This window comes from Pseudomonas sp. MF08817, from assembly GCF_059862705.1.
This window is the reverse complement of the sequence record NZ_JCBCUY010000025.1, coordinates 15,174-35,279: the sequence shown is the minus strand read 5'-3', so window position 1 is coordinate 35,279 and position 20,106 is coordinate 15,174. Positions and strand designations below refer to the sequence as shown.

The window sequence follows — 20,106 nt, the reverse complement described above, 5'->3', positions numbered from 1 at the left end:
AAAGTGAAGATTTTCCGGGAAACGTGGCCGAAATAACGCAAAAACCGCCCAATTGAGGGCGGTTCTGCTTCTCGTTTAGAGTCAGTTAAGCGATACGCCTAGCGCCGCTGCGACTCCTTCTCCATAAGCAGGGTCAGCCTTGATGAAATGCTGCAATTGACGCTGAACCACATCCGCCGAAACGCCAGCCATCGCGCCGGCAATGTTGGCGATCAACAGTGCTTTCTGATCGTCATTCATCAACCGGAAAAGCGCACCGGCATGGCTGTAGTAATCGGTGTCTTCGCGATGATCGTAGCGATCTGCCGCGCCGCTCAGCGCCAACGACGGCTCAGCGTATTGCGGGGCCTGCTTGGGCGCATCAGCGTAGCTGTTGGGCTCATAGTTCGGTGCCGCTCCACCATTGCTGCCCAAAGCCATCGAACCGTCACGCTGATAGCTGTTGACCGGGCTACGTGGCGCGTTCACCGGTAACTGCTGGTGATTGGTGCCTACACGGTAGCGGTGAGCATCGGCGTAAGCGAATACGCGCCCCTGCAGCATGCGGTCCGGCGACAGGCCAACACCCGGCACCATGTTGCTGGGGCCGAACGCGGCCTGCTCGACTTCAGCGAAATAATTGAGCGGGTTGCGATTGAGTTCCAACTCACCCACTTCGATCAGCGGGAACTCTTTTTGCGACCAGGTCTTGGTCACGTCAAAAGGGTTTTCGTAATGAGCGACGGCCTGGGCCTCGGTCATGATCTGGATGCACACACGCCATTTCGGGAAGTCCCCGCGCTCGATGGCACCGAACAGGTCGCGCTGGGCGTAGTCCGGGTCGGTACCGGCCAGGCGCGCGGCCTCGGCCGGGGCCAGGTTCTTGATGCCTTGCTTGGTCTTGTAGTGCCACTTGACCCAGTGCCGCTCGCCTTGAGCATTAATCAAGCTGTAGGTGTGGCTGCCGAAACCATGCATGTGGCGATAGCCGTCCGGGATCCCGCGATCCGAAAACAGAATGGTGACCTGGTGCAGCGCCTCAGGGGAATGCGACCAAAAATCCCACATCATCTGCGCACTTTTCAGGTTGCTTTGCGGCAGACGTTTTTGGGTGTGGATAAAGTCCGGGAACTTCAGGGGGTCGCGGATAAAGAACACTGGCGTGTTGTTGCCCACAATGTCCCAGTTACCTTCCTCGGTGTAGAACTTCAAGGCAAAGCCGCGTGGATCGCGCTCGGTATCCGCCGAACCGCGCTCGCCACCGACAGTGGAGAAACGCAGGAAGGTCGGGGTCTGCTTGCCCACAGACTCAAAGAGCTTGGCGCTGGTGTAGGCAGTGATATCCCGCGTCACCGTGAACGTGCCGTAGGCACCCGAGCCTTTCGCATGCACGCGGCGCTCCGGGATGTTTTCACGATTGAAGTGGGCAAGCTTCTCGATCAGATGAAAGTCGTCGAGCAACAATGGGCCGCGCGGGCCGGCGGAACGGGAATTCTGGTTATCAGCGACGGGAGCGCCACTGGCGGTCGTCAGGGTTTTGCTCTGGCTCATGCTCAATCTTCCTCTTCAGTCCTGGACACTGCCGGCTAATCGGCTGGGGAGGAGTATCGACCATGGCGATGACACCATCAAATTCATTAATTATTCGCGCGTGATAGAAAATAACTAATTATTAACCCCCATATGTAGTGCGCCTATTCCAATCAGCAACGGACACTTTTCACGCACACACAAAAAACCGGGCACTAGGCCCGGTTCTTTGTTCAGACTGACGTCTTACTCAGCGGATACAGCTTCACCGCTGGTAGAACGATCAACCAACTCGACATACGCCATAGGCGCGTTGTCGCCAGCGCGGAAACCGCACTTGAGGATGCGCAGGTAACCACCCTCACGGGTAGCGTAACGCTTGCCCAGGTCGTTGAAGAGCTTACCAACGATAGCTTTCGAACGAGTACGGTCGAAAGCCAGACGGCGGTTAGCCAGGCTGTCTGTCTTGGCCAGAGTAATCAGCGGCTCGGCAACGCGGCGCAATTCTTTGGCTTTCGGCAGTGTAGTTTTAATCAGCTCGTGCTCGAACAGCGACACCGCCATGTTTTGGAACATGGCCTTGCGGTGCGAGCTGGTACGGCTCAGGTGACGACCACTTTTACGATGACGCATGGTTCATTCCTTACCAAACTCACGTTCGGTGATTACGACGATCAGGCAGTCGCCTTGTCGTCCTTCTTAAGACTTGCAGGCGGCCAGTTGTCGAGGCGCATGCCGAGGGACAGACCGCGGGAGGCCAGAACGTCCTTGATTTCAGTCAAGGATTTCTTGCCCAGGTTCGGAGTCTTCAACAGTTCTACTTCGGTACGCTGAATCAGGTCGCCGATGTAGTAAATGTTTTCCGCCTTAAGGCAGTTAGCCGAACGTACAGTCAGTTCCAGATCGTCAACCGGGCGAAGCAGGATCGGATCGATCTCGTCTTCTTGCTCGATTACCACTGGTTCGCTGTCACCCTTGAGGTCGACGAACGCAGCCAACTGCTGTTGCAGGATGGTTGCAGCGCGGCGGATAGCCTCTTCAGGATCCAGGGTACCGTTGGTTTCCAGATCAATAACCAGCTTGTCCAGGTTAGTACGTTGCTCGACACGGGCGTTTTCCACCACGTATGCGATGCGACGTACCGGGCTGAACGAAGAGTCAAGCTGCAAGCGACCAATGCTGCGGCTCTCATCTTCATCGCTCTGACGCGAGTCGGCCGGTTCATAACCACGACCACGAGCTACAGTGAGCTTCATGTTCAGGGCGCCGTTAGACGCCAGGTTAGCGATTACGTGATCGGGATTAACGATCTCGACATCATGATCCAGCTGAATATCGGCAGCGGTAACCACCCCCGAACCCTTCTTCGACAAGGTCAGCGTAACTTCGTCACGGCCGTGCAGCTTGATAGCCAGACCTTTAAGGTTCAACAGGATTTCAATTACGTCTTCCTGTACACCTTCGATGGCGCTGTACTCGTGGAGCACACCGTCAATCTCGGCCTCGACTACTGCACAGCCGGGCATTGAGGACAACAGGATGCGGCGCAGCGCGTTGCCCAGGGTGTGGCCAAAACCACGCTCGAGAGGCTCGAGAGTGATCTTGGCGCGGGTTGGACTGACAACCTGCACATCAATATGGCGGGGTGTCAGGAACTCATTTACCGAAATCTGCATGGATGCACCTATTTTCTAGCCCTTACTTGGAGTAGAGCTCGACAATCAGGCTTTCGTTGATGTCGGCGGACAGATCACTGCGAGCTGGAACGTTCTTGAAAACGCCCGACTTCTTCTCAGTGTCTACTTCTACCCATTCTACGCGGCCACGTTGGGCACACAGATCGAGAGCTTGGACAATGCGAAGTTGGTTCTTTGCTTTCTCGCGAATCGCGACCACGTCACCAGCACGAACCTGGTAGGACGGGACGTTAACGGTTTGGCCGTTTACGCTGACGGATTTGTGCGATACCAGCTGACGGGATTCGGCACGAGTCGAACCAAAGCCCATACGGTATACAACGTTGTCCAGACGGCATTCGAGCAGTTGCAGCAGGTTTTCACCGGTTGCACCTTTCTTGCCAGCAGCTTCTTTGTAGTAGCCGCTGAACTGACGCTCGAGAACGCCGTAGATACGACGGACCTTCTGCTTTTCACGCAGTTGTGTGCCGTAGTCGGACTGGCGACCGCGGCGTTGGCCGTGGATACCAGGTGCTGCTTCAATGTTGCACTTCGATTCGATCGCGCGCACGCCGCTCTTCAGGAAGAGATCGGTGCCTTCGCGACGAGCGAGTTTGCATTTTGGACCAATGTAACGAGCCATTCTTTACAATCTCCTGGATTACACGCGGCGCTTCTTCGGCGGACGGCACCCGTTGTGCGGGATTGGCGTCACGTCGGTGATGCTGGCGATCTTGTAGCCACAGCCATTCAAAGCGCGGACTGCGGATTCACGACCTGGACCTGGACCTTTGACGTTGACGTCAAGGTTTTTCAGGCCATATTCCAGCGCAGCTTGACCAGCACGCTCAGCAGCTACTTGAGCAGCGAACGGGGTGGACTTGCGAGAACCGCGGAAACCCGAACCACCGGAGGTAGCCCAAGAAAGCGCGTTACCCTGACGGTCGGTGATGGTCACGATGGTGTTATTGAAAGACGCGTGGATGTGGGCGATGCCATCAACCACTGTCTTTTTGATTTTTTTACGAGGACGAGCAGCAGGTTTTGCCATGATTAATTTCCTGTCGATTCGCTGGGGCGATTACTTGCGGATCGGCTTACGCGGACCTTTACGGGTACGCGCGTTAGTCTTAGTACGCTGACCGCGTACTGGAAGACCACGACGATGACGCAGACCGCGATAGCAACCGAGGTCCATCAAACGCTTGATTTTCATGTTGATTTCGCGGCGCAGGTCACCTTCAGTGGTGAACTTCGCCACTTCGCCACGCAGCTGTTCAATCTGCTCGTCGCTCAGATCCTTGATCTTTGCGGCTGGGTTGACCCCAGCAACTGCACAAATTTTTTGTGCAGTGGTGCGACCAACACCATAGATGTAGGTCAGCGAGATAACAGTGTGCTTGTTATCTGGAATGTTAACGCCTGCAATACGGGCCATTCAGTGGGACTCCAATTGACAGCTACCTACGCCCCGGAAGCCAAGAAATAGGGCGCGAGATAATATCGCTGTAATAACAAATAATCAACCCGGCAGCGCACTAGCTGCCGGGCTTCAAGCGGATCACACTCAGCCTTGGCGCTGTTTGTGACGCGGTTCCGCGCTGCAAATTACTCGAACAACACCTTCGCGGCGAATAATCTTGCAGTTACGGCACAGCTTTTTCACCGATGCACGAACTTTCATCACCAACTCCTCGAACCTTATGGGTGCTACTCAGCGCAACATGCCGCTGCCGTAACCCTTCAGGTTGGCTTTCTTCATCAGGGATTCATACTGGTGCGAAACGAGGTGCGATTGTACTTGGGACATGAAGTCCATCACAACCACGACCACGATCAGCAACGAGGTCCCGCCAAGGTAGAACGGAACGTTTGCCGCAACCACCAGGAACTGGGGCAACAGACATACGGCCGTCATATATAGAGCACCGAACATGGTCAAGCGAGTCAGAACGCCATCAATGTAGCGCGCAGACTGCTCACCTGGACGGATACCCGGAATAAAGGCACCGGACTTCTTCAGGTTTTCCGCTACGTCTTTCGGATTGAACATCAACGCCGTATAGAAGAAGCAGAAGAAAATAATCCCTGCACTAAACAGCAGAATATTCAACGGCTGACCAGGAGCGATCGACTGCGAGATGTCCTGCAACCAGCCCAAACCTTCAGACTGACCGAACCAGGCACCCAGCGAAGCCGGGAACAGCAAAATGCTGCTCGCGAAGATAGCCGGAATAACACCAGCCATGTTCACTTTCAACGGCAAGTGGCTCGTCTGCGCAGCGAAGACCTTGCGGCCCTGCTGACGCTTGGCGTAATGAACAGCGATACGACGCTGGCCACGCTCAATGAACACCACAAAACCGATAATCGCTACTGCCAACAAACCGATGGCAACCAGGGCAAAGATATTGATATCGCCCTGACGGGCAGACTCGAAAGACTGCCCAATCGCTCTCGGAAGACCGGCGACGATACCCGCGAAAATCAACATCGAGATACCGTTGCCAACACCACGCTCAGTAATCTGCTCACCCAGCCACATCATGAACATCGCACCAGCCACAAACGTGGTTACCGCGACGAAATGGAAGCCAAAGTCACCAGTGAACGCAACACCCTGCCCCGCCAGACCAACGGACATGCCGATAGCCTGAACCAGGGCGAGGATGACAGTGCCGTAGCGGGTGTACTGGCTGATCTTGCGACGGCCAGCTTCACCTTCCTTCTTCAACTGCTCCAGCTGCGGGCTGACGGCGGTCATAAGTTGCATGATGATCGATGCCGAAATGTACGGCATGATCCCCAGCGCAAATATGCTCATCCGTTCCAGCGCGCCGCCGGAAAACATGTTGAACAAGCTAAGAATGGTCCCCTCATTCTGTCGAAACAGGTCCGCGAGTCGGTCAGGGTTAATACCTGGAACCGGGATGTGTGCGCCTATTCGGTAGACGATAATCGCCAGGAACAGAAAACGCAGACGAGCCCAGAGTTCAGACATACCGCCTTTGCCGAGCGCAGAGAGAGCACCTTGCTTAGCCATTTATTCCTCGAACTTGCCGCCAGCTGCTTCGATAGCCGCACGCGCACCTTTGGTGGCGGCGATGCCCTTGATGGTGACAGCGCGAGTGACTTCACCGGACAGCATGATTTTCACACGTTGTACGTTGACGTTAATCACGTTGGCATCTTTCAGGGTCTGCACGGTGACGATGTCGCCTTCCACTTTGGCCAGCTCGGACAGACGCACTTCTGCGCGATCCATGGCTTTCAGGGAAACGAAACCGAACTTCGGCAGGCGACGATGCAGCGGCTGTTGACCGCCTTCAAAGCCTGGAGCAATGGTGCCACCGGAGCGGGAGGTCTGACCTTTGTGGCCACGGCCACCGGTCTTGCCCAAACCACTACCGATACCACGGCCCGGACGATGCTTTTCGCGACGGGAACCCGGCGCTGGACTCAGATCATTGAGTTTCATCGATTAACCCTCGACACGCAGCATGTAGTAAGCCTTGTTGATCATCCCGCGATTCTCGGGAGTATCAAGTACTTCTACAGTGTGACCGATGCGACGCAGACCCAGACCCTTAACGCACAGCTTGTGGTTAGGGATGCGGCCGGTCATGCTTTTGATCAGCGTTACTTTTACGGTAGCCATGATCAGAAGATCTCCTTGACAGTCAAGCCACGCTTGGCGGCGATAGACTCAGGAGATTGCATGGCCTTCAAACCCTTGAAAGTGGCGTGAACCACGTTTACCGGGTTAGTCGAGCCGTAGCACTTGGCCAGAACGTTCTGAACGCCAGCAACTTCGAGGACAGCACGCATAGCGCCGCCTGCGATGATACCGGTACCTTCAGAAGCAGGCTGCATGTAAACCTTGGAAGCGCCGTGGGCGGATTTCATGGCGTACTGCAGAGTGGTGCCGTTCAGGTCCACTTGGATCATGTTGCGACGAGCAGCTTCCATTGCCTTCTGGATCGCAGCAGGCACTTCACGCGACTTGCCACGGCCGAAGCCAACACGCCCTTTACCATCACCTACCACGGTCAACGCGGTGAAAGTGAAGATACGGCCGCCTTTAACGGTTTTGGCTACGCGGTTAACTTGAACCAACTTCTCAATGTAGCCTTCGTCGCGCTTTTGGTCGTTATTTGACATAACTTAGAACTCCAGCCCAGCTTCACGAGCAGCATCAGCCAGCGCCTTGACGCGGCCGTGGTACTTGAAGCCAGAGCGGTCGAAAGCCACCTGCGAGACGCCAGCGGCTTTTGCACGCGTAGCGACCAGCTGGCCAACCTTAGTGGCCGCGTCGATGTTGCCGGTGGCACCATCACGCAGTTCTTTATCCAAAGTCGAGGCGCTTGCCAGGACTTTGTTGCCGTCGGCCGAGATGACCTGGGCGTAGATGTGCTGCGACGAGCGGAACACGCAGAGACGCACGACTTCGAGTTCGTGCATTTTCAGGCGTGCTTTGCGAGCGCGACGCAGTCGAGTAACTTTTTTGTCGGTCATTTGCTATGCCCTACTTCTTCTTGGCTTCTTTACGACGGACGACTTCGTCCGCGTAGCGCACACCTTTGCCTTTGTAAGGCTCTGGTGGACGGAAGTCGCGGATCTCAGCGGCCACTTGACCCACTAGCTGTTTATCGATGCCCCGGATCAGGATATCGGTCTGGCTAGGAGTCTCAGCGGTGATGCCTTCCGGCAGTTCGTAATCCACTGGGTGCGAGAAGCCAAGGGCCAGGTTCAGCACCGTGCCTTTTGCTTGCGCTTTGTAACCAACACCGACCAGCTGGAGCTTACGCTCGAAGCCTTGGCTTACGCCTTGGACCATGTTGTTTACCAACGCACGAGTGGTACCGGCCATTGCACGGGTTTGTTGATCGCCATTGCGAGCAGCGAAACGCAGCTCACCAGCTTCTTCAACAATCTCAACGGACGAATGGATGTTCAGTTCAAGAGTACCCTTGGCACCCTTCACCGAAAGCTGTTGGCCTGCGAATTTGACTTCGACACCGGCTGGCAGCTTAACGGGGTTCTTAGCGACGCGAGACATGCTTATCCCCCCTTAGAACACAGTGCAAAGAACTTCGCCGCCGACACCGGCAGCGCGCGCAGCACGATCCGTCATCACACCTTTGTTGGTGGAGACGATAGACACGCCAAGACCGCCACGAACTTTCGGCAGATCTTCAACGGACTTGTACTGACGCAGGCCTGGACGGCTAACGCGCTTCACTTCCTCGATGACCGGACGGCCCTCGAAGTACTTCAGCTCGATGGACAGCAGTGGCTTGATTTCGCTGCTGATCTGATAACCCGCAATGTAGCCTTCGTCTTTCAGGACTTTGGCAACAGCTACCTTCAACGTGGAAGATGGCATGCTTACGACGGACTTTTCAGCCATCTGGGCATTACGGATACGAGTTAGCATGTCCGCTAACGGGTCCTGCATACTCATGGGCTAGACGCTCCTAATACAAAAAAATTAGCCTTGCGGCTACATATGTCGCCGAGAATCTCCGAGCATAGAAAAACACGGGCTCAGGCGAGCCGGGTATTCTAGACACACTGCGGAAATGAAACAAGCCCCAAAAGGGGCTTGTTCCTGATTCAAGGTCACCGGCGGTCAGTATCTTGCGAGACCAACCACCTTGACGCTGAACGTACTTACCAGCTGGCTTTAACCAGACCCGGCACGTCACCACGCATTGCCGCTTCACGCAGTTTGTTACGGCCGAGGCCGAACTTGCGGTAAACGCCGTGTGGACGACCAGTCAGGCGGCAGCGGTTACGCATGCGCGAAGCGCTTGCGTCACGTGGCTGCTTCTGCAGAGCAACTGTAGCTTCCCAACGCGCTTCTGGACTTGCGTTCAGATCAACGATGATTGCTTTCAGTGCTGCACGCTTTTTGGCGTACTTGGCAACCGTGAGCTGACGCTTCAGCTCGCGGTTTTTCATGCTCGTCTTGGCCATGGTCCTACTCCAATCAGTTGCGGAACGGGAATTTGAATGCACGCAGCAGAGCGCGGCCTTCATCATCGTTCTTGGCAGTGGTGGTCAGGGTGATGTCCAGACCGCGGAGAGCATCGATCTTGTCGTAGTCGATTTCCGGGAAAATGATCTGCTCTTTTACGCCCATGCTGTAGTTACCACGACCATCGAAGGACTTGGCATTCAGGCCGCGGAAGTCGCGAACCCGAGGCAGGGAGATCGACAGCAGACGATCCAGGAATTCGTACATACGCTCACGACGCAGGGTCACTTTGACGCCGATCGGCCAACCTTCGCGGACTTTAAAGCCTGCGATGGATTTGCGAGCGTAGGTCACAACGACTTTCTGGCCGGTGATCTTTTCCAGGTCAGCAACAGCGTGTTCGATGACTTTCTTGTCACCGATCGCTTCGCCCAGACCCATGTTCAGGGTGATTTTTGTAACGCGCGGAACTTCCATCACGTTCGAAAGCTTAAGTTCTTCCTTAAGTTTCGGTGCGATTTCCTTCCGGTAAATCTCTTTTAGTCGTGCCATGGTCTTCTACCTAGCAGTGTTCAAGCATCAACCGCTTTTTGGGTCGACTTGAAGACACGAATTTTCTTACCTTCTTCTACTTTGAAACCAACGCGATCAGCTTTGTTGGTTTCGCCGTTGAAGATGGCGACGTTAGAAGCGTGCAATGGCGCTTCTTTCTCGACGATACCGCCTTGTACGCCCGACATCGGGTTAGGCTTGGTATGACGCTTGACCAGGTTCAGACCACCAACAACCAGACGGTTGTCAGCAAGAACCTTCAGCACCTTACCGCGCTTACCTTTGTCTTTGCCGGCGATCACGATGATCTCGTCGTCACGACGAATCTTTTGCATGTCGGATCTCCTTACAGCACTTCTGGGGCGAGCGAGACGATCTTCATGAACTTCTCAGTACGAAGCTCACGGGTCACTGGCCCAAAGATACGGGTGCCGATTGGCTCTTGCTTGTTGTTCAGAAGAACAGCAGCGTTGCCATCAAAGCGGATAATGGAGCCATCTGCACGGCGAACGCCGTGACGAGTGCGGACTACTACGGCAGTCATCACTTGGCCTTTTTTCACTTTACCGCGAGGAATTGCTTCCTTCACGGTAACTTTGATGATGTCACCGATACCAGCGTAACGACGATGGGAGCCACCCAGCACCTTGATGCACATAACACGGCGAGCGCCGCTGTTATCGGCCACATCGAGCATGGATTGAGTCTGAATCATATAATTTCTCCGACCCCTAGTCCTTAGACTTCCACAGCGCGTTCGAGAACATCAACCAGTGCCCAAGACTTGGTCTTGGCCAACGGACGAGTTTCACGAATAGTGACTTTGTCGCCGATGTGGCACTGGTTGGTTTCGTCGTGCGCGTGCAGCTTAGTCGAACGCTTAACATATTTACCGTAGATCGGGTGCTTAACGCGACGCTCGATCAGAACGGTGATGGTTTTGTCCATCTTGTCGCTGACAACACGGCCAGTCAGCGTACGGACAGTTTTTTCGGCTTCAGCCATGATTACTTACCTGCCTGCTGGTTGAGCACAGTCTTCACGCGAGCGATGTCACGCTTAACTTGCGAGAGCAGATGAGACTGCCCCAACTGGCCAGTTGCTTTCTGCATACGCAGATTGAACTGGTCGCGCAGCAGGCCGAGCAGTTGCTCGTTCAGCTGCTGTGCGGATTTTTCACGAAGTTCATTCGCTTTCATCACATCACCGTCCGTTTAACAAAGGCGGTGGCGAGCGGCAGCTTTGCAGCAGCCAGGGCAAAAGCCTCACGCGCCAGCTCTTCAGTTACACCCTCGATTTCATACAGGACTTTGCCTGGCTGAATCTGGGCAACCCAGTACTCCACGTTACCCTTACCTTTACCCATCCGAACTTCGAGTGGCTTCTTGGAAATAGGCTTGTCCGGGAATACACGGATCCAGATCTTGCCGCCACGTTTTACGTGACGGGTCAGAGCACGACGCGCTGACTCGATCTGACGAGCGGTGAGACGACCACGAGCTACAGACTTCAGCGCGAACTCGCCGAAGCTGACTTTGCTACCGCGCTGAGCCAGACCACGGTTGTGGCCTGTCATCTGCTTGCGGAACTTCGTACGCTTTGGTTGCAACATTTGGCGTACCCCTTACTTAGCAGCTTTTTTACGAGGCGCAGGTGCTTGTGGTTTCAGTTCTTCTTGGCGACCACCAATTACTTCGCCTTTGAAGATCCAAACCTTTACACCGATCACACCGTAAGTGGTGTGAGCTTCGTAGTTGGCATAGTCGATGTCGGCACGCAGGGTGTGCAGTGGCACACGACCTTCGCGATACCATTCAGTACGTGCGATTTCAGCACCGCCGAGACGACCGCTCACTTGGATTTTGATGCCTTTGGCACCAATGCGCATGGCGTTCTGTACGGCGCGTTTCATAGCGCGACGGAACATTACGCGACGCTCCAGCTGCTGAGCTACGCTCTGCGCAACCAGCATACCGTCGAGCTCCGGCTTACGGATCTCTTCGATATTGATGTGCACAGGCACACCCATTTGCTTGGTCAGGTCCTGACGCAGTTTCTCAACATCTTCACCTTTCTTCCCGATAACGATACCTGGACGAGCAGTGTGGATGGTGATACGTGCAGTTTGCGCCGGACGATGGATATCGATACGGCTTACGGACGCGCTTTTTAGTTTGTCTTGGAGATACTCACGCACCTTCAGATCAGCGAACAAATAGTCCGCATAAGTCCGACCGTCTGCGTACCAGACGGAGGTGTGCTCCTTGACGATTCCCAGGCGAATGCCAATGGGATGTACTTTCTGACCCATCTCTTCGACTCCGTTACTTGTCAGCAACCTTGACAGTGATATGGCAAGACCGCTTGACGATGCGATCAGCACGGCCTTTGGCACGTGGCATGATTCGCTTCAGCGAACGCCCTTCGTTGACGAAAACGGTGGAGACCTTAAGGTCATCAACGTCTGCGCCTTCGTTATGCTCGGCGTTGGCTACGGCCGACTCCAGCACTTTCTTGATGATCTCGGCGGCTTTCTTACTGCTGAAAGCCAACAGGTTGAGCGCTTCGCCCACCTTCTTCCCGCGGATCTGGTCGGCGACCAAGCGGGCTTTCTGGGCGGAGATTCGAGCGCCCGACAACTTAGCGGCTACTTCCATTTCCTTACCCCTTAACGCTTGGCTTTCTTGTCTGCCACGTGCCCACGATATGTGCGGGTACCGGCAAACTCGCCTAGTTTGTGGCCGACCATGTCTTCGTTAACGAGAACTGGGACGTGCTGACGACCGTTGTGTACTGCGATGGTCAGACCGACCATTTGTGGCAGGATCATCGAACGACGCGACCAGGTCTTAACTGGTTTGCGATCGTTCTTTTCCGCCGCCACTTCGATCTTCTTCAGTAGGTGAAGATCAATAAAAGGACCTTTTTTCAGAGAACGTGGCACTGTCGTATCCCTCTATTTACTTGCGACGACGGACGATCATTTTGTCGGTACGCTTATTACCACGAGTCTTCGCGCCCTTAGTCGGGAAGCCCCATGGCGATACCGGATGACGACCACCAGAGGTACGACCTTCACCACCACCATGTGGGTGGTCAACCGGGTTCATGGCAACACCACGAACGGTTGGGCGAACGCCACGCCAGCGTTTGGCACCAGCTTTACCCAGCGAACGCAGGCTGTGCTCGGAGTTCGAGACCTCGCCCAGAGTCGCACGGCATTCAGCCAATACTTTACGCATCTCACCGGAACGCAGACGCAGGGTCACGTAGACACCTTCGCGAGCGATCAACTGAGCCGAAGCACCAGCGGAACGAGCGATTTGCGCGCCCTTGCCTGGCTTCAATTCGATGCCGTGTACGGTGCTACCAACTGGAATGTTACGCAGTTGCAGAGCGTTGCCCGGCTTGATCGGTGCCAGGGCACCTGCGATCAGCTGGTCGCCAGCGCTCACGCCTTTAGGCGCGATGATGTAGCGACGCTCGCCATCTGCGTACAGCAGCAGAGCGATGTGAGCAGTACGGTTTGGATCGTATTCGATACGCTCGACAGTGGCAGAGATGCCATCTTTGTCGTTACGACGGAAATCGACCAGACGATAATGCTGCTTATGGCCACCACCAATGTGACGAGTGGTAATACGACCATTGTTGTTACGACCACCAGTCTTCGATTTCTTCTCGAGCAGCGGTGCGTGAGGAGCGCCTTTATGCAGCTCCTGGTTGACCACCTTGACCACAAAACGGCGGCCAGGGGAAGTCGGTTTGCATTTAACGATTGCCATGATGCACCCCTTCCTTACTCAGCACTGCTGCTGAAATCGAGATCTTGGCCTGGCTGAAGGGAGATAACTGCCTTCTTCCAGTCATTACGCTTGCCCAGACCGCGAGCAGTGCGCTTGCTCTTACCCAGAACATTCAGGGTAGTAACACGCTCTACTTTCACGCTGAACAGGCTTTCGACGGCCTTCTTGATTTCCAGCTTGGTTGCATCAGTAGCAACCTTGAAAACGAACTGGCCTTTCTTGTCTGCCAGAACCGTAGCCTTCTCGGAAACGTGCGGGCCAAGCAGAACTTTAAATACGCGTTCCTGGTTCATCCCAGCAGCTCCTCGAATTTCTTCACGGCCGACACGGTAATCAATACCTTGTCGTATGCGATCAGACTAACTGGATCGGAACCTTGCACGTCACGTACATCAACATGTGGCAGGTTGCGAGCAGCCAGGTACAGGTTCTGATCTACAGCTTCGGACACGATCAGGACATCAGTCAGACCCATGCCATTGAGCTTGTTCAGCAGATCTTTGGTTTTCGGCGCTTCAACAGCGAAGTCCTGAACCACGACCAGACGATCAGTACGCACGAGTTCAGCAAGGATGGAGCGCAGAGCTGCGCGGTACATCTTCTTGTTGAGCTTCTGAGTGTGATCCTGCGGACGAGCTGCGAAAGTAGTACCGCCGCCGCGCCAGATAGGGCTACGGATAGTACCGGCACGAGCACGGCCAGTACCTTTCTGACGCCAAGGGCGCTTACCGCCACCACGAACGTCGGAACGGGTCTTTTGCTGCTTGCTACCTTGACGGCCGCCGGCCATGTAGGCCACGACTGCTTGGTGAACCAGCGTCTCGTTGAATTCGCCGCCAAATGTCAGTTCGGAAACTTCGATCGCTTGAGCGTCATTTACATTTAATTGCATGTCAGCTTCCCCTTAACCGCGAGCCTTGGCCGCTGGACGTACAACCAGGTTGCCGCCAGTAGCGCCAGGAACAGCACCCTTGACCAACAACAGATTGCGTTCAGCGTCGACGCGCACTACTTCGAGGGACTGCACGGTCACGCGCTCAGCGCCCATATGACCGGACATTTTTTTGCCCTTGAATACACGACCAGGAGTCTGGCACTGGCCAATAGAGCCCGGGACGCGGTGGGAAACGGAGTTGCCGTGAGTGTTGTCTTGACCACGGAAATTCCAACGCTTGATCGTACCCTGGAAGCCTTTACCTTTGGACTGACCGGTTACATCAACCAGTTGACCAGCAGCGAAGATTTCAGCGTTGATCAGATCGCCTGCTTGGTACTCGCCTTCTTCAAGGCGGAATTCCATTACGGTACGACCAGCTGCAACGTTTGCTTTAGCGAAGTGACCTGCTTGAGCAGCAGTCACACGCGAAGCACGACGCTCGCCGACAGTGACTTGCACTGCACGATAGCCATCGGTTTCTTCAGTTTTGAACTGGGTGACGCGATTCGGCTCGATCTCAATGACCGTGACCGGAATGGAGACACCTTCTTCGGTGAAAATACGGGTCATACCGCATTTACGACCGACTACACCAATAGTCATGTTGTAAACCTCATGAGTGTACGGGGCTTTCACCCGCTATGGCCGCCCATTTCAGAGCGTTACACGACTAAGACCGAGTCTTAGCCGAGGCTGATCTGCACTTCCACACCGGCCGCAAGATCAAGCTTCATAAGTGCATCAACGGTTTTATCCGTTGGCTGGACGATATCCAGAACGCGCTTATGAGTACGGATCTCGTACTGGTCACGCGCGTCTTTGTTGACGTGCGGGGAGACCAGAACGGTGAACCGCTCTTTACGGGTAGGCAGTGGAATTGGACCACGCACTTGAGCACCAGTACGTTTCGCGGTTTCCACGATTTCCTGGGTGGATTGGTCGATCAGGCGATGGTCGAAAGCCTTCAACCTGATACGGATTTGCTGATTTTGCATTGGATTTCAGACTCCGGCTGCTATTCCCAGCGAGCGCAATACGCCCGTTAAAAGGAGGCGCAATTCTATAGACGGCCCAGATAGGTGTCAACCCAATAAAAAAGGCCCCCGCTAAGCGGGGGCCTCTCTCAAAACATCGGCGCAATCTCAGAAGAGAGATTACTCGATGATTTTAGCTACAACGCCAGCACCAACGGTACGGCCGCCTTCGCGGATTGCGAAACGCAGACCGTCTTCCATTGCGATGGTTTTGATCAGGGTGACAACCATTTTGATGTTGTCGCCCGGCATTACCATTTCAACGCCTTCTGGCAGCTCGCAGTTACCAGTCACGTCAGTAGTACGGAAGTAGAACTGTGGACGGTAGCCTTTGAAGAACGGAGTGTGACGACCGCCTTCTTCCTTGCTCAGAACGTAAACTTCTGCTTCGAACTTGGTGTGCGGCTTAACCGAACCTGGCTTGACCAGAACCTGGCCACGCTCAACGTCGTCACGCTTGGTACCACGCAGGAGAACGCCGCAGTTCTCGCCAGCACGACCTTCGTCGAGCAGCTTACGGAACATCTCAACACCGGTGCAGGTGGTGACGGTAGTGTCACGCAGACCAACGATTTCCAGTGGATCTTGAACCTTGACGATACCGCGCTCGATACGACCAGTTACAACAGTACCGCGACCGGAGATCGAGAATACGTCTTCGATTGGCATCAGGAACGGCTTGTCGATAACACGGACAGGATCTGGGATGTAGCTATCCAGAGTCTCAACCAGTTTCCGTACGGAAGTGGTGCCCATTTCGTTGTCGTCTTTGCCTTCCAGCGCCATACGAGCAGAACCGATGATGATCGGAGTGTCGTCGCCTGGGAAGTCGTAAGTGCTCAGCAGATCGCGCACTTCCATCTCAACCAGTTCCAGCAGCTCAGCGTCGTCTACCAGGTCAGCCTTGTTCAGGTAAACCACGATGTACGGAACGCCAACCTGGCGGGACAGCAGGATGTGCTCACGGGTTTGTGGCATCGGACCATCAGCGGCCGAGCAAACCAGGATCGCGCCGTCCATTTGGGCAGCACCGGTGATCATGTTCTTCACATAGTCGGCGTGACCTGGGCAGTCAACGTGAGCGTAGTGACGGATCAGCGAGTTGTATTCAACGTGAGCAGTGTTGATCGTGATACCACGAGCTTTTTCTTCTGGCGCACTGTCGATTTTGTCGAAATCAACAACAGCCGAACCGAAAATCTCGGAGCAAACACGAGTCAGAGCAGCAGTCAGCGTAGTTTTACCGTGGTCAACGTGACCGATAGTGCCAACGTTGACGTGCGGTAGGGAACGATCAAATTTTTCTTTAGCCACGACAATTAACTCCTTGCCTAAAGGACTGAATCAGCCTTGTTTTTTGGTAACGGTTTCGACGATGTGCGACGGAGCCGTATTGTATTTTTTGAATTCCATAGAGTAGCTTGCGCGACCCTGAGACATCGAACGAACGTCGGTCGCGTAACCGAACATCTCGCCCAACGGAACTTCAGCACGGATAACCTTACCGGAAACCGTATCTTCCATACCCAGGATCATGCCGCGACGACGGTTAAGGTCGCCCATTACGTCACCCATATAGTCTTCAGGCGTAACAACTTCCACCGCCATGATCGGCTCAAGCAGCTCACCACCACCCTTCTGGGCCAGCTGTTTGGTCGCCATGGAAGCAGCTACCTTAAACGCCATCTCGTTCGAGTCGACGTCGTGGTAAGAACCATCAAAAACGGTCGCCTTCAGGCCGATCAGCGGATAGCCGGCAACAACACCGTTCTTCATCTGCTCTTCGATACCCTTCTGGATAGCCGGGATGTATTCCTTAGGAACCACACCACCCACTACTTCGTTCACGAATTGCAGACCTTCCTGACCTTCGTCAGCAGGAGCAAAACGGATCCAGCAATGGCCAAACTGACCACGACCGCCGGACTGACGAACGAACTTGCCTTCGATTTCACAGTTCTTCGTGATGCGCTCACGATAGGAAACCTGAGGCTTACCGATGTTGGCTTCAACGTTGAACTCACGGCGCATCCGGTCAACCAGGATGTCCAGGTGCAACTCGCCCATGCCAGAGATGATCGTCTGACCAGTCTCTTCATCAGTTTTCACACGGAAAGATGGATCTTCCTGAGCAAGCTTGCCCAGTGCGATGCCCATTTTTTCCTGGTCATCCTTGGTCTTAGGCTCAACGGCAACCGAAATAACCGGCTCCGGGAAGTCCATGCGAACCAGGATGATTGGCTTGTCAGCGTTGCACAAAGTCTCGCCAGTAGTGACGTCCTTCATACCGATCAAGGCCGCGATGTCGCCAGCGCGCACTTCCTTGATTTCTTCACGGGCGTTTGCGTGCATTTGCACCATACGACCCACGCGCTCTTTCTTGCCTTTGACCGAGTTGATTACGCCGTCGCCGGAGTTCAACACGCCCGAGTAAACACGGACGAAGGTCAAGGTACCCACGAATGGGTCGGTAGCGATCTTGAACGCCAGAGCCGAGAAAGGCTCGCTATCGTCTGCATGACGCTCCATTTCCTTTTCCTCATCATCCGGGTCAGTACCCTTGATGGCAGGAATGTCGGTAGGAGCCGGCAAGTAGTCGATAACAGCGTCGAGAACCAGGGGAACACCCTTGTTCTTGAAGGAGGAACCGCAAACAGCCAGAACGATCTCACCCGCAATAGTACGCTGACGCAGAGCGGCCTTGATTTCCTCGTTGGTGAGCTCTTCACCTTCGAGGTACTTGTTCATGAGCTCTTCGTTGGCTTCGGCTGCAGCCTCGACCATGTTGTTGCGCCACTCGTCAGCCAGCTCCTGCAACTCAGCAGGAATAGCTTCGCGACGAGGAGTCATGCCCTTGTCGGCATCATTCCAATAAACAGCTTCCATGGTGACCAGATCGATCTGACCCTGGAAGTTATCTTCGGAACCGATAGCCAACTGAATTGGCACCGGAGTGTGACCCAGACGCTGCTTGATCTGACCGATCACGCGCAGGAAGTTCGCACCCGCACGGTCCATCTTGTTGACGTAAACAAGACGTGGAACGCCGTATTTGTTGGCTTGGCGCCATACGGTTTCCGACTGAGGCTCAACACCCGAAGTACCGCAGAACACGACGACAGCGCCGTCGAGCACGCGCAGGGAACGTTCAACTTCAATGGTGAAGTCTACGTGACCCGGGGTATCAATAACGTTAAAGCGATGTTCGTCTTTGTACTGCTTAGCAGAACCCTTCCAGAAGGCGGTAATGGCAGCAGAAGTAATGGTAATACCACGCTCCTGCTCCTGAACCATCCAGTCGGTGGTCGCGGCGCCGTCATGCACCTCGCCCATCTTGTGACTTTTGCCAGTGTAAAAAAGGACGCGCTCGGTGGTGGTGGTTTTACCAGCATCCACGTGAGCAACGATACCGATGTTACGGTAGCGGTTAATCGGTGTAGTACGAGCCATAAAGCCCTCGCAAAATGAGTAGCGCTGAAATTAGAAGCGGTAGTGCGAGAAAGCTTTGTTAGCCTCAGCCATACGGTGCACGTCTTCACGCTTCTTAACTGCAGCACCTTTACCTTCAGCAGCGTCCAACAGTTCGCCAGCCAAACGCAGAGCCATAGACTTCTCGCCGCGCTTACGGGCGAAGTCTACCAACCAGCGCATTGCCAGAGCGTTACGACGGGACGGGCGAACTTCGACCGGAACCTGGTAAGTAGCACCGCCTACACGGCGCGACTTCACTTCGACCAGCGGAGCGATGGCGTCGAGAGCTTTCTCGAAGATTTCCAGGGGGTCGCTGTTCTTGCGTTCTTTAACCTTTTCCAGCGCGCCATAAACGATACGCTCGGCAACGGCTTTCTTGCCGCTTTCCATTACGTGGTTCATGAACTTGGCCAGGATTTGGCTTCCGTATTTTGGATCGTCAAGCACTTCGCGCTTGGCTGCTACGCGTCTTCTTGGCATGGATAAGCCCTCAAACGGTCTTCAGGTTCGCTCGGAATCGGTGCCCTTTCGGGACGCCTCCGACCTTACTCTTATCGACTCAGAAAATAAGATGGTTCAGTTTTTACAAAAAGCCGCTACTACTTAGGCTTCTTGGTACCGTACTTCGAACGGCCCTGGTTACGACCTTTAACGCCGGAAGTATCCAGAGAGCCGCGTACGGTGTGATAACGAACACCCGGCAAGTCTTTTACACGACCGCCACGGATCAGTACCACGCTGTGTTCTTGCAGGTTGTGGCCTTCACCGCCGATGTACGAGGAAACCTCGAAACCGTTGGTCAGACGCACACGGCATACTTTACGCAGTGCCGAGTTAGGTTTTTTCGGCGTGGTGGTATACACACGGGTGCATACGCCACGACGTTGCGGGCAGTTCTGCAGCGCAGGTACGTCGGATTTCTCGACGATACGCTTACGCGGCTGACGTACCAGCTGGTTGATAGTTGCCATCTACTAGCTCCACTGTTGTCTTGCGACGCTATTGTCTTGCAAGAAAAGCAAAATGGCAGGAACGAGTTCCCGCCAAATTTAGGGGTACAAGAGTCTAAAGAGGATCTTGCCCCCAGTCAAGGCAAGGCCCCGACCTCTCCACCCTTCGTGCCGGGACATGAATGTCTCGA

Annotated in this window: 33 protein-coding genes; all 33 read right to left on the bottom strand. The window is 54.6% G+C overall.

Features of this window, described 5'->3' with window-relative positions; translation table 11 throughout:
• Positions 1 to 81 precede the first annotated feature (81 nt).
• Complete coding sequence (locus AC19YR_RS16470) at positions 82 to 1,530, bottom strand: catalase (RefSeq protein ID WP_095109684.1); 1,449 nt, start codon at positions 1,528 to 1,530, stop codon at positions 82 to 84.
• A gap of 225 nt (positions 1,531 to 1,755) precedes the next feature.
• Positions 1,756 to 2,142, bottom strand: coding sequence for a 50S ribosomal protein L17 (gene rplQ / locus AC19YR_RS16465; protein ID WP_095109685.1), 387 nt, complete (start codon positions 2,140 to 2,142; stop codon positions 1,756 to 1,758).
• 41 nt (positions 2,143 to 2,183) lie between these two features.
• Positions 2,184 to 3,185, bottom strand: coding sequence for a DNA-directed RNA polymerase subunit alpha (locus tag AC19YR_RS16460; RefSeq protein ID WP_003176403.1), 1,002 nt, complete (start codon positions 3,183 to 3,185; stop codon positions 2,184 to 2,186).
• Between the two features lie 22 nt (positions 3,186 to 3,207).
• Positions 3,208 to 3,828, bottom strand: coding sequence for a 30S ribosomal protein S4 (gene rpsD, locus AC19YR_RS16455; RefSeq protein ID WP_003210056.1), 621 nt, complete (start codon positions 3,826 to 3,828; stop codon positions 3,208 to 3,210).
• Positions 3,829 to 3,846: 18 nt separating this feature from the next.
• A complete protein-coding gene (rpsK, locus tag AC19YR_RS16450) occupies positions 3,847 to 4,236 on the bottom strand; it encodes a 30S ribosomal protein S11 (RefSeq protein WP_007924177.1) in 390 nt (129 codons plus the stop codon).
• A gap of 30 nt (positions 4,237 to 4,266) precedes the next feature.
• A complete protein-coding gene (gene rpsM, locus AC19YR_RS16445; RefSeq protein WP_003194635.1) occupies positions 4,267 to 4,623 on the bottom strand; it encodes a 30S ribosomal protein S13 in 357 nt (118 codons plus the stop codon).
• Positions 4,624 to 4,752: 129 nt separating this feature from the next.
• Positions 4,753 to 4,869, bottom strand: coding sequence for a 50S ribosomal protein L36 (rpmJ, locus tag AC19YR_RS16440; protein ID WP_002555468.1), 117 nt, complete (start codon positions 4,867 to 4,869; stop codon positions 4,753 to 4,755).
• Between the two features lie 30 nt (positions 4,870 to 4,899).
• On the bottom strand, positions 4,900 to 6,228 hold the full coding sequence (secY, locus tag AC19YR_RS16435) for a preprotein translocase subunit SecY (RefSeq protein WP_095109686.1): 1,329 nt from the start codon (positions 6,226 to 6,228) through the stop codon (positions 4,900 to 4,902).
• Complete coding sequence (gene rplO / locus AC19YR_RS16430; protein WP_047277881.1) at positions 6,229 to 6,663, bottom strand: 50S ribosomal protein L15; 435 nt, start codon at positions 6,661 to 6,663, stop codon at positions 6,229 to 6,231. It abuts the gene before it with no gap.
• Positions 6,664 to 6,666: 3 nt separating this feature from the next.
• Entirely contained in the window at positions 6,667 to 6,843 is a 177-nt protein-coding gene (rpmD, locus tag AC19YR_RS16425) for a 50S ribosomal protein L30 (RefSeq protein WP_003186033.1), read from the bottom strand.
• A gap of 2 nt (positions 6,844 to 6,845) precedes the next feature.
• Complete coding sequence (gene rpsE, locus AC19YR_RS16420; protein ID WP_003176409.1) at positions 6,846 to 7,346, bottom strand: 30S ribosomal protein S5; 501 nt, start codon at positions 7,344 to 7,346, stop codon at positions 6,846 to 6,848.
• Between the two features lie 3 nt (positions 7,347 to 7,349).
• Positions 7,350 to 7,700, bottom strand: coding sequence for a 50S ribosomal protein L18 (rplR, locus tag AC19YR_RS16415; RefSeq protein ID WP_003186037.1), 351 nt, complete (start codon positions 7,698 to 7,700; stop codon positions 7,350 to 7,352).
• Between the two features lie 10 nt (positions 7,701 to 7,710).
• On the bottom strand, positions 7,711 to 8,244 hold the full coding sequence (rplF, locus tag AC19YR_RS16410) for a 50S ribosomal protein L6 (protein WP_007896774.1): 534 nt from the start codon (positions 8,242 to 8,244) through the stop codon (positions 7,711 to 7,713).
• Positions 8,245 to 8,256: 12 nt separating this feature from the next.
• Positions 8,257 to 8,649, bottom strand: coding sequence for a 30S ribosomal protein S8 (gene rpsH, locus AC19YR_RS16405; protein ID WP_017848802.1), 393 nt, complete (start codon positions 8,647 to 8,649; stop codon positions 8,257 to 8,259).
• Between the two features lie 209 nt (positions 8,650 to 8,858).
• Positions 8,859 to 9,164 (bottom strand): 30S ribosomal protein S14, encoded by a 306-nt coding sequence (gene rpsN / locus AC19YR_RS16400; RefSeq protein ID WP_095109687.1) that lies wholly within the window; start codon positions 9,162 to 9,164, stop codon positions 8,859 to 8,861.
• A 13-nt stretch (positions 9,165 to 9,177) separates the two neighbouring features.
• Complete coding sequence (gene rplE, locus AC19YR_RS16395) at positions 9,178 to 9,717, bottom strand: 50S ribosomal protein L5 (protein ID WP_003210069.1); 540 nt, start codon at positions 9,715 to 9,717, stop codon at positions 9,178 to 9,180.
• A gap of 20 nt (positions 9,718 to 9,737) precedes the next feature.
• The gene (rplX, locus tag AC19YR_RS16390; RefSeq protein WP_042561341.1) at positions 9,738 to 10,052 is read right to left on the bottom strand and encodes a 50S ribosomal protein L24; all 315 of its coding nucleotides are present in this window, start codon (positions 10,050 to 10,052) and stop codon (positions 9,738 to 9,740) included.
• Positions 10,053 to 10,063: 11 nt separating this feature from the next.
• On the bottom strand, positions 10,064 to 10,432 hold the full coding sequence (gene rplN, locus AC19YR_RS16385) for a 50S ribosomal protein L14 (protein ID WP_002555479.1): 369 nt from the start codon (positions 10,430 to 10,432) through the stop codon (positions 10,064 to 10,066).
• Positions 10,433 to 10,455: 23 nt separating this feature from the next.
• On the bottom strand, positions 10,456 to 10,722 hold the full coding sequence (gene rpsQ, locus AC19YR_RS16380) for a 30S ribosomal protein S17 (RefSeq protein ID WP_003176419.1): 267 nt from the start codon (positions 10,720 to 10,722) through the stop codon (positions 10,456 to 10,458).
• Between the two features lie 2 nt (positions 10,723 to 10,724).
• On the bottom strand, positions 10,725 to 10,916 hold the full coding sequence (gene rpmC, locus AC19YR_RS16375) for a 50S ribosomal protein L29 (RefSeq protein ID WP_002555481.1): 192 nt from the start codon (positions 10,914 to 10,916) through the stop codon (positions 10,725 to 10,727).
• A complete protein-coding gene (gene rplP / locus AC19YR_RS16370; RefSeq protein WP_003232424.1) occupies positions 10,916 to 11,329 on the bottom strand; it encodes a 50S ribosomal protein L16 in 414 nt (137 codons plus the stop codon). The genes rpmC and rplP overlap by 1 nt, the downstream gene beginning before the upstream one ends.
• Before the next feature lie 12 nt (positions 11,330 to 11,341).
• Complete coding sequence (gene rpsC, locus AC19YR_RS16365; protein ID WP_003176422.1) at positions 11,342 to 12,028, bottom strand: 30S ribosomal protein S3; 687 nt, start codon at positions 12,026 to 12,028, stop codon at positions 11,342 to 11,344.
• A 13-nt stretch (positions 12,029 to 12,041) separates the two neighbouring features.
• Entirely contained in the window at positions 12,042 to 12,374 is a 333-nt protein-coding gene (rplV, locus tag AC19YR_RS16360; protein ID WP_003210077.1) for a 50S ribosomal protein L22, read from the bottom strand.
• An 11-nt stretch (positions 12,375 to 12,385) separates the two neighbouring features.
• Positions 12,386 to 12,661, bottom strand: coding sequence for a 30S ribosomal protein S19 (rpsS, locus tag AC19YR_RS16355; RefSeq protein WP_002555486.1), 276 nt, complete (start codon positions 12,659 to 12,661; stop codon positions 12,386 to 12,388).
• A 16-nt stretch (positions 12,662 to 12,677) separates the two neighbouring features.
• Entirely contained in the window at positions 12,678 to 13,502 is an 825-nt protein-coding gene (gene rplB / locus AC19YR_RS16350) for a 50S ribosomal protein L2 (RefSeq protein WP_003176423.1), read from the bottom strand.
• A 14-nt stretch (positions 13,503 to 13,516) separates the two neighbouring features.
• Positions 13,517 to 13,816: a 50S ribosomal protein L23 gene (gene rplW / locus AC19YR_RS16345; RefSeq protein ID WP_002555488.1), complete on the bottom strand. Its 300-nt coding sequence runs from the start codon at positions 13,814 to 13,816 to the stop codon at positions 13,517 to 13,519.
• Entirely contained in the window at positions 13,813 to 14,415 is a 603-nt protein-coding gene (gene rplD / locus AC19YR_RS16340) for a 50S ribosomal protein L4 (protein ID WP_003210082.1), read from the bottom strand. The genes rplW and rplD overlap by 4 nt, the downstream gene beginning before the upstream one ends.
• Positions 14,416 to 14,427: 12 nt before the next feature.
• Positions 14,428 to 15,063 (bottom strand): 50S ribosomal protein L3, encoded by a 636-nt coding sequence (rplC, locus tag AC19YR_RS16335; protein ID WP_003186059.1) that lies wholly within the window; start codon positions 15,061 to 15,063, stop codon positions 14,428 to 14,430.
• Between the two features lie 80 nt (positions 15,064 to 15,143).
• Positions 15,144 to 15,455: a 30S ribosomal protein S10 gene (gene rpsJ, locus AC19YR_RS16330; RefSeq protein ID WP_003186070.1), complete on the bottom strand. Its 312-nt coding sequence runs from the start codon at positions 15,453 to 15,455 to the stop codon at positions 15,144 to 15,146.
• A gap of 159 nt (positions 15,456 to 15,614) precedes the next feature.
• Positions 15,615 to 16,808 (bottom strand): elongation factor Tu, encoded by a 1,194-nt coding sequence (gene tuf, locus AC19YR_RS16325; RefSeq protein WP_095109688.1) that lies wholly within the window; start codon positions 16,806 to 16,808, stop codon positions 15,615 to 15,617.
• A 30-nt stretch (positions 16,809 to 16,838) separates the two neighbouring features.
• Positions 16,839 to 18,944: an elongation factor G gene (gene fusA, locus AC19YR_RS16320; protein WP_095109689.1), complete on the bottom strand. Its 2,106-nt coding sequence runs from the start codon at positions 18,942 to 18,944 to the stop codon at positions 16,839 to 16,841.
• Positions 18,945 to 18,974: 30 nt separating this feature from the next.
• Entirely contained in the window at positions 18,975 to 19,445 is a 471-nt protein-coding gene (gene rpsG, locus AC19YR_RS16315; protein ID WP_002555493.1) for a 30S ribosomal protein S7, read from the bottom strand.
• Between the two features lie 119 nt (positions 19,446 to 19,564).
• The gene (gene rpsL, locus AC19YR_RS16310; RefSeq protein WP_002555494.1) at positions 19,565 to 19,936 is read right to left on the bottom strand and encodes a 30S ribosomal protein S12; all 372 of its coding nucleotides are present in this window, start codon (positions 19,934 to 19,936) and stop codon (positions 19,565 to 19,567) included.
• Positions 19,937 to 20,106: the final 170 nt, after the last annotated feature.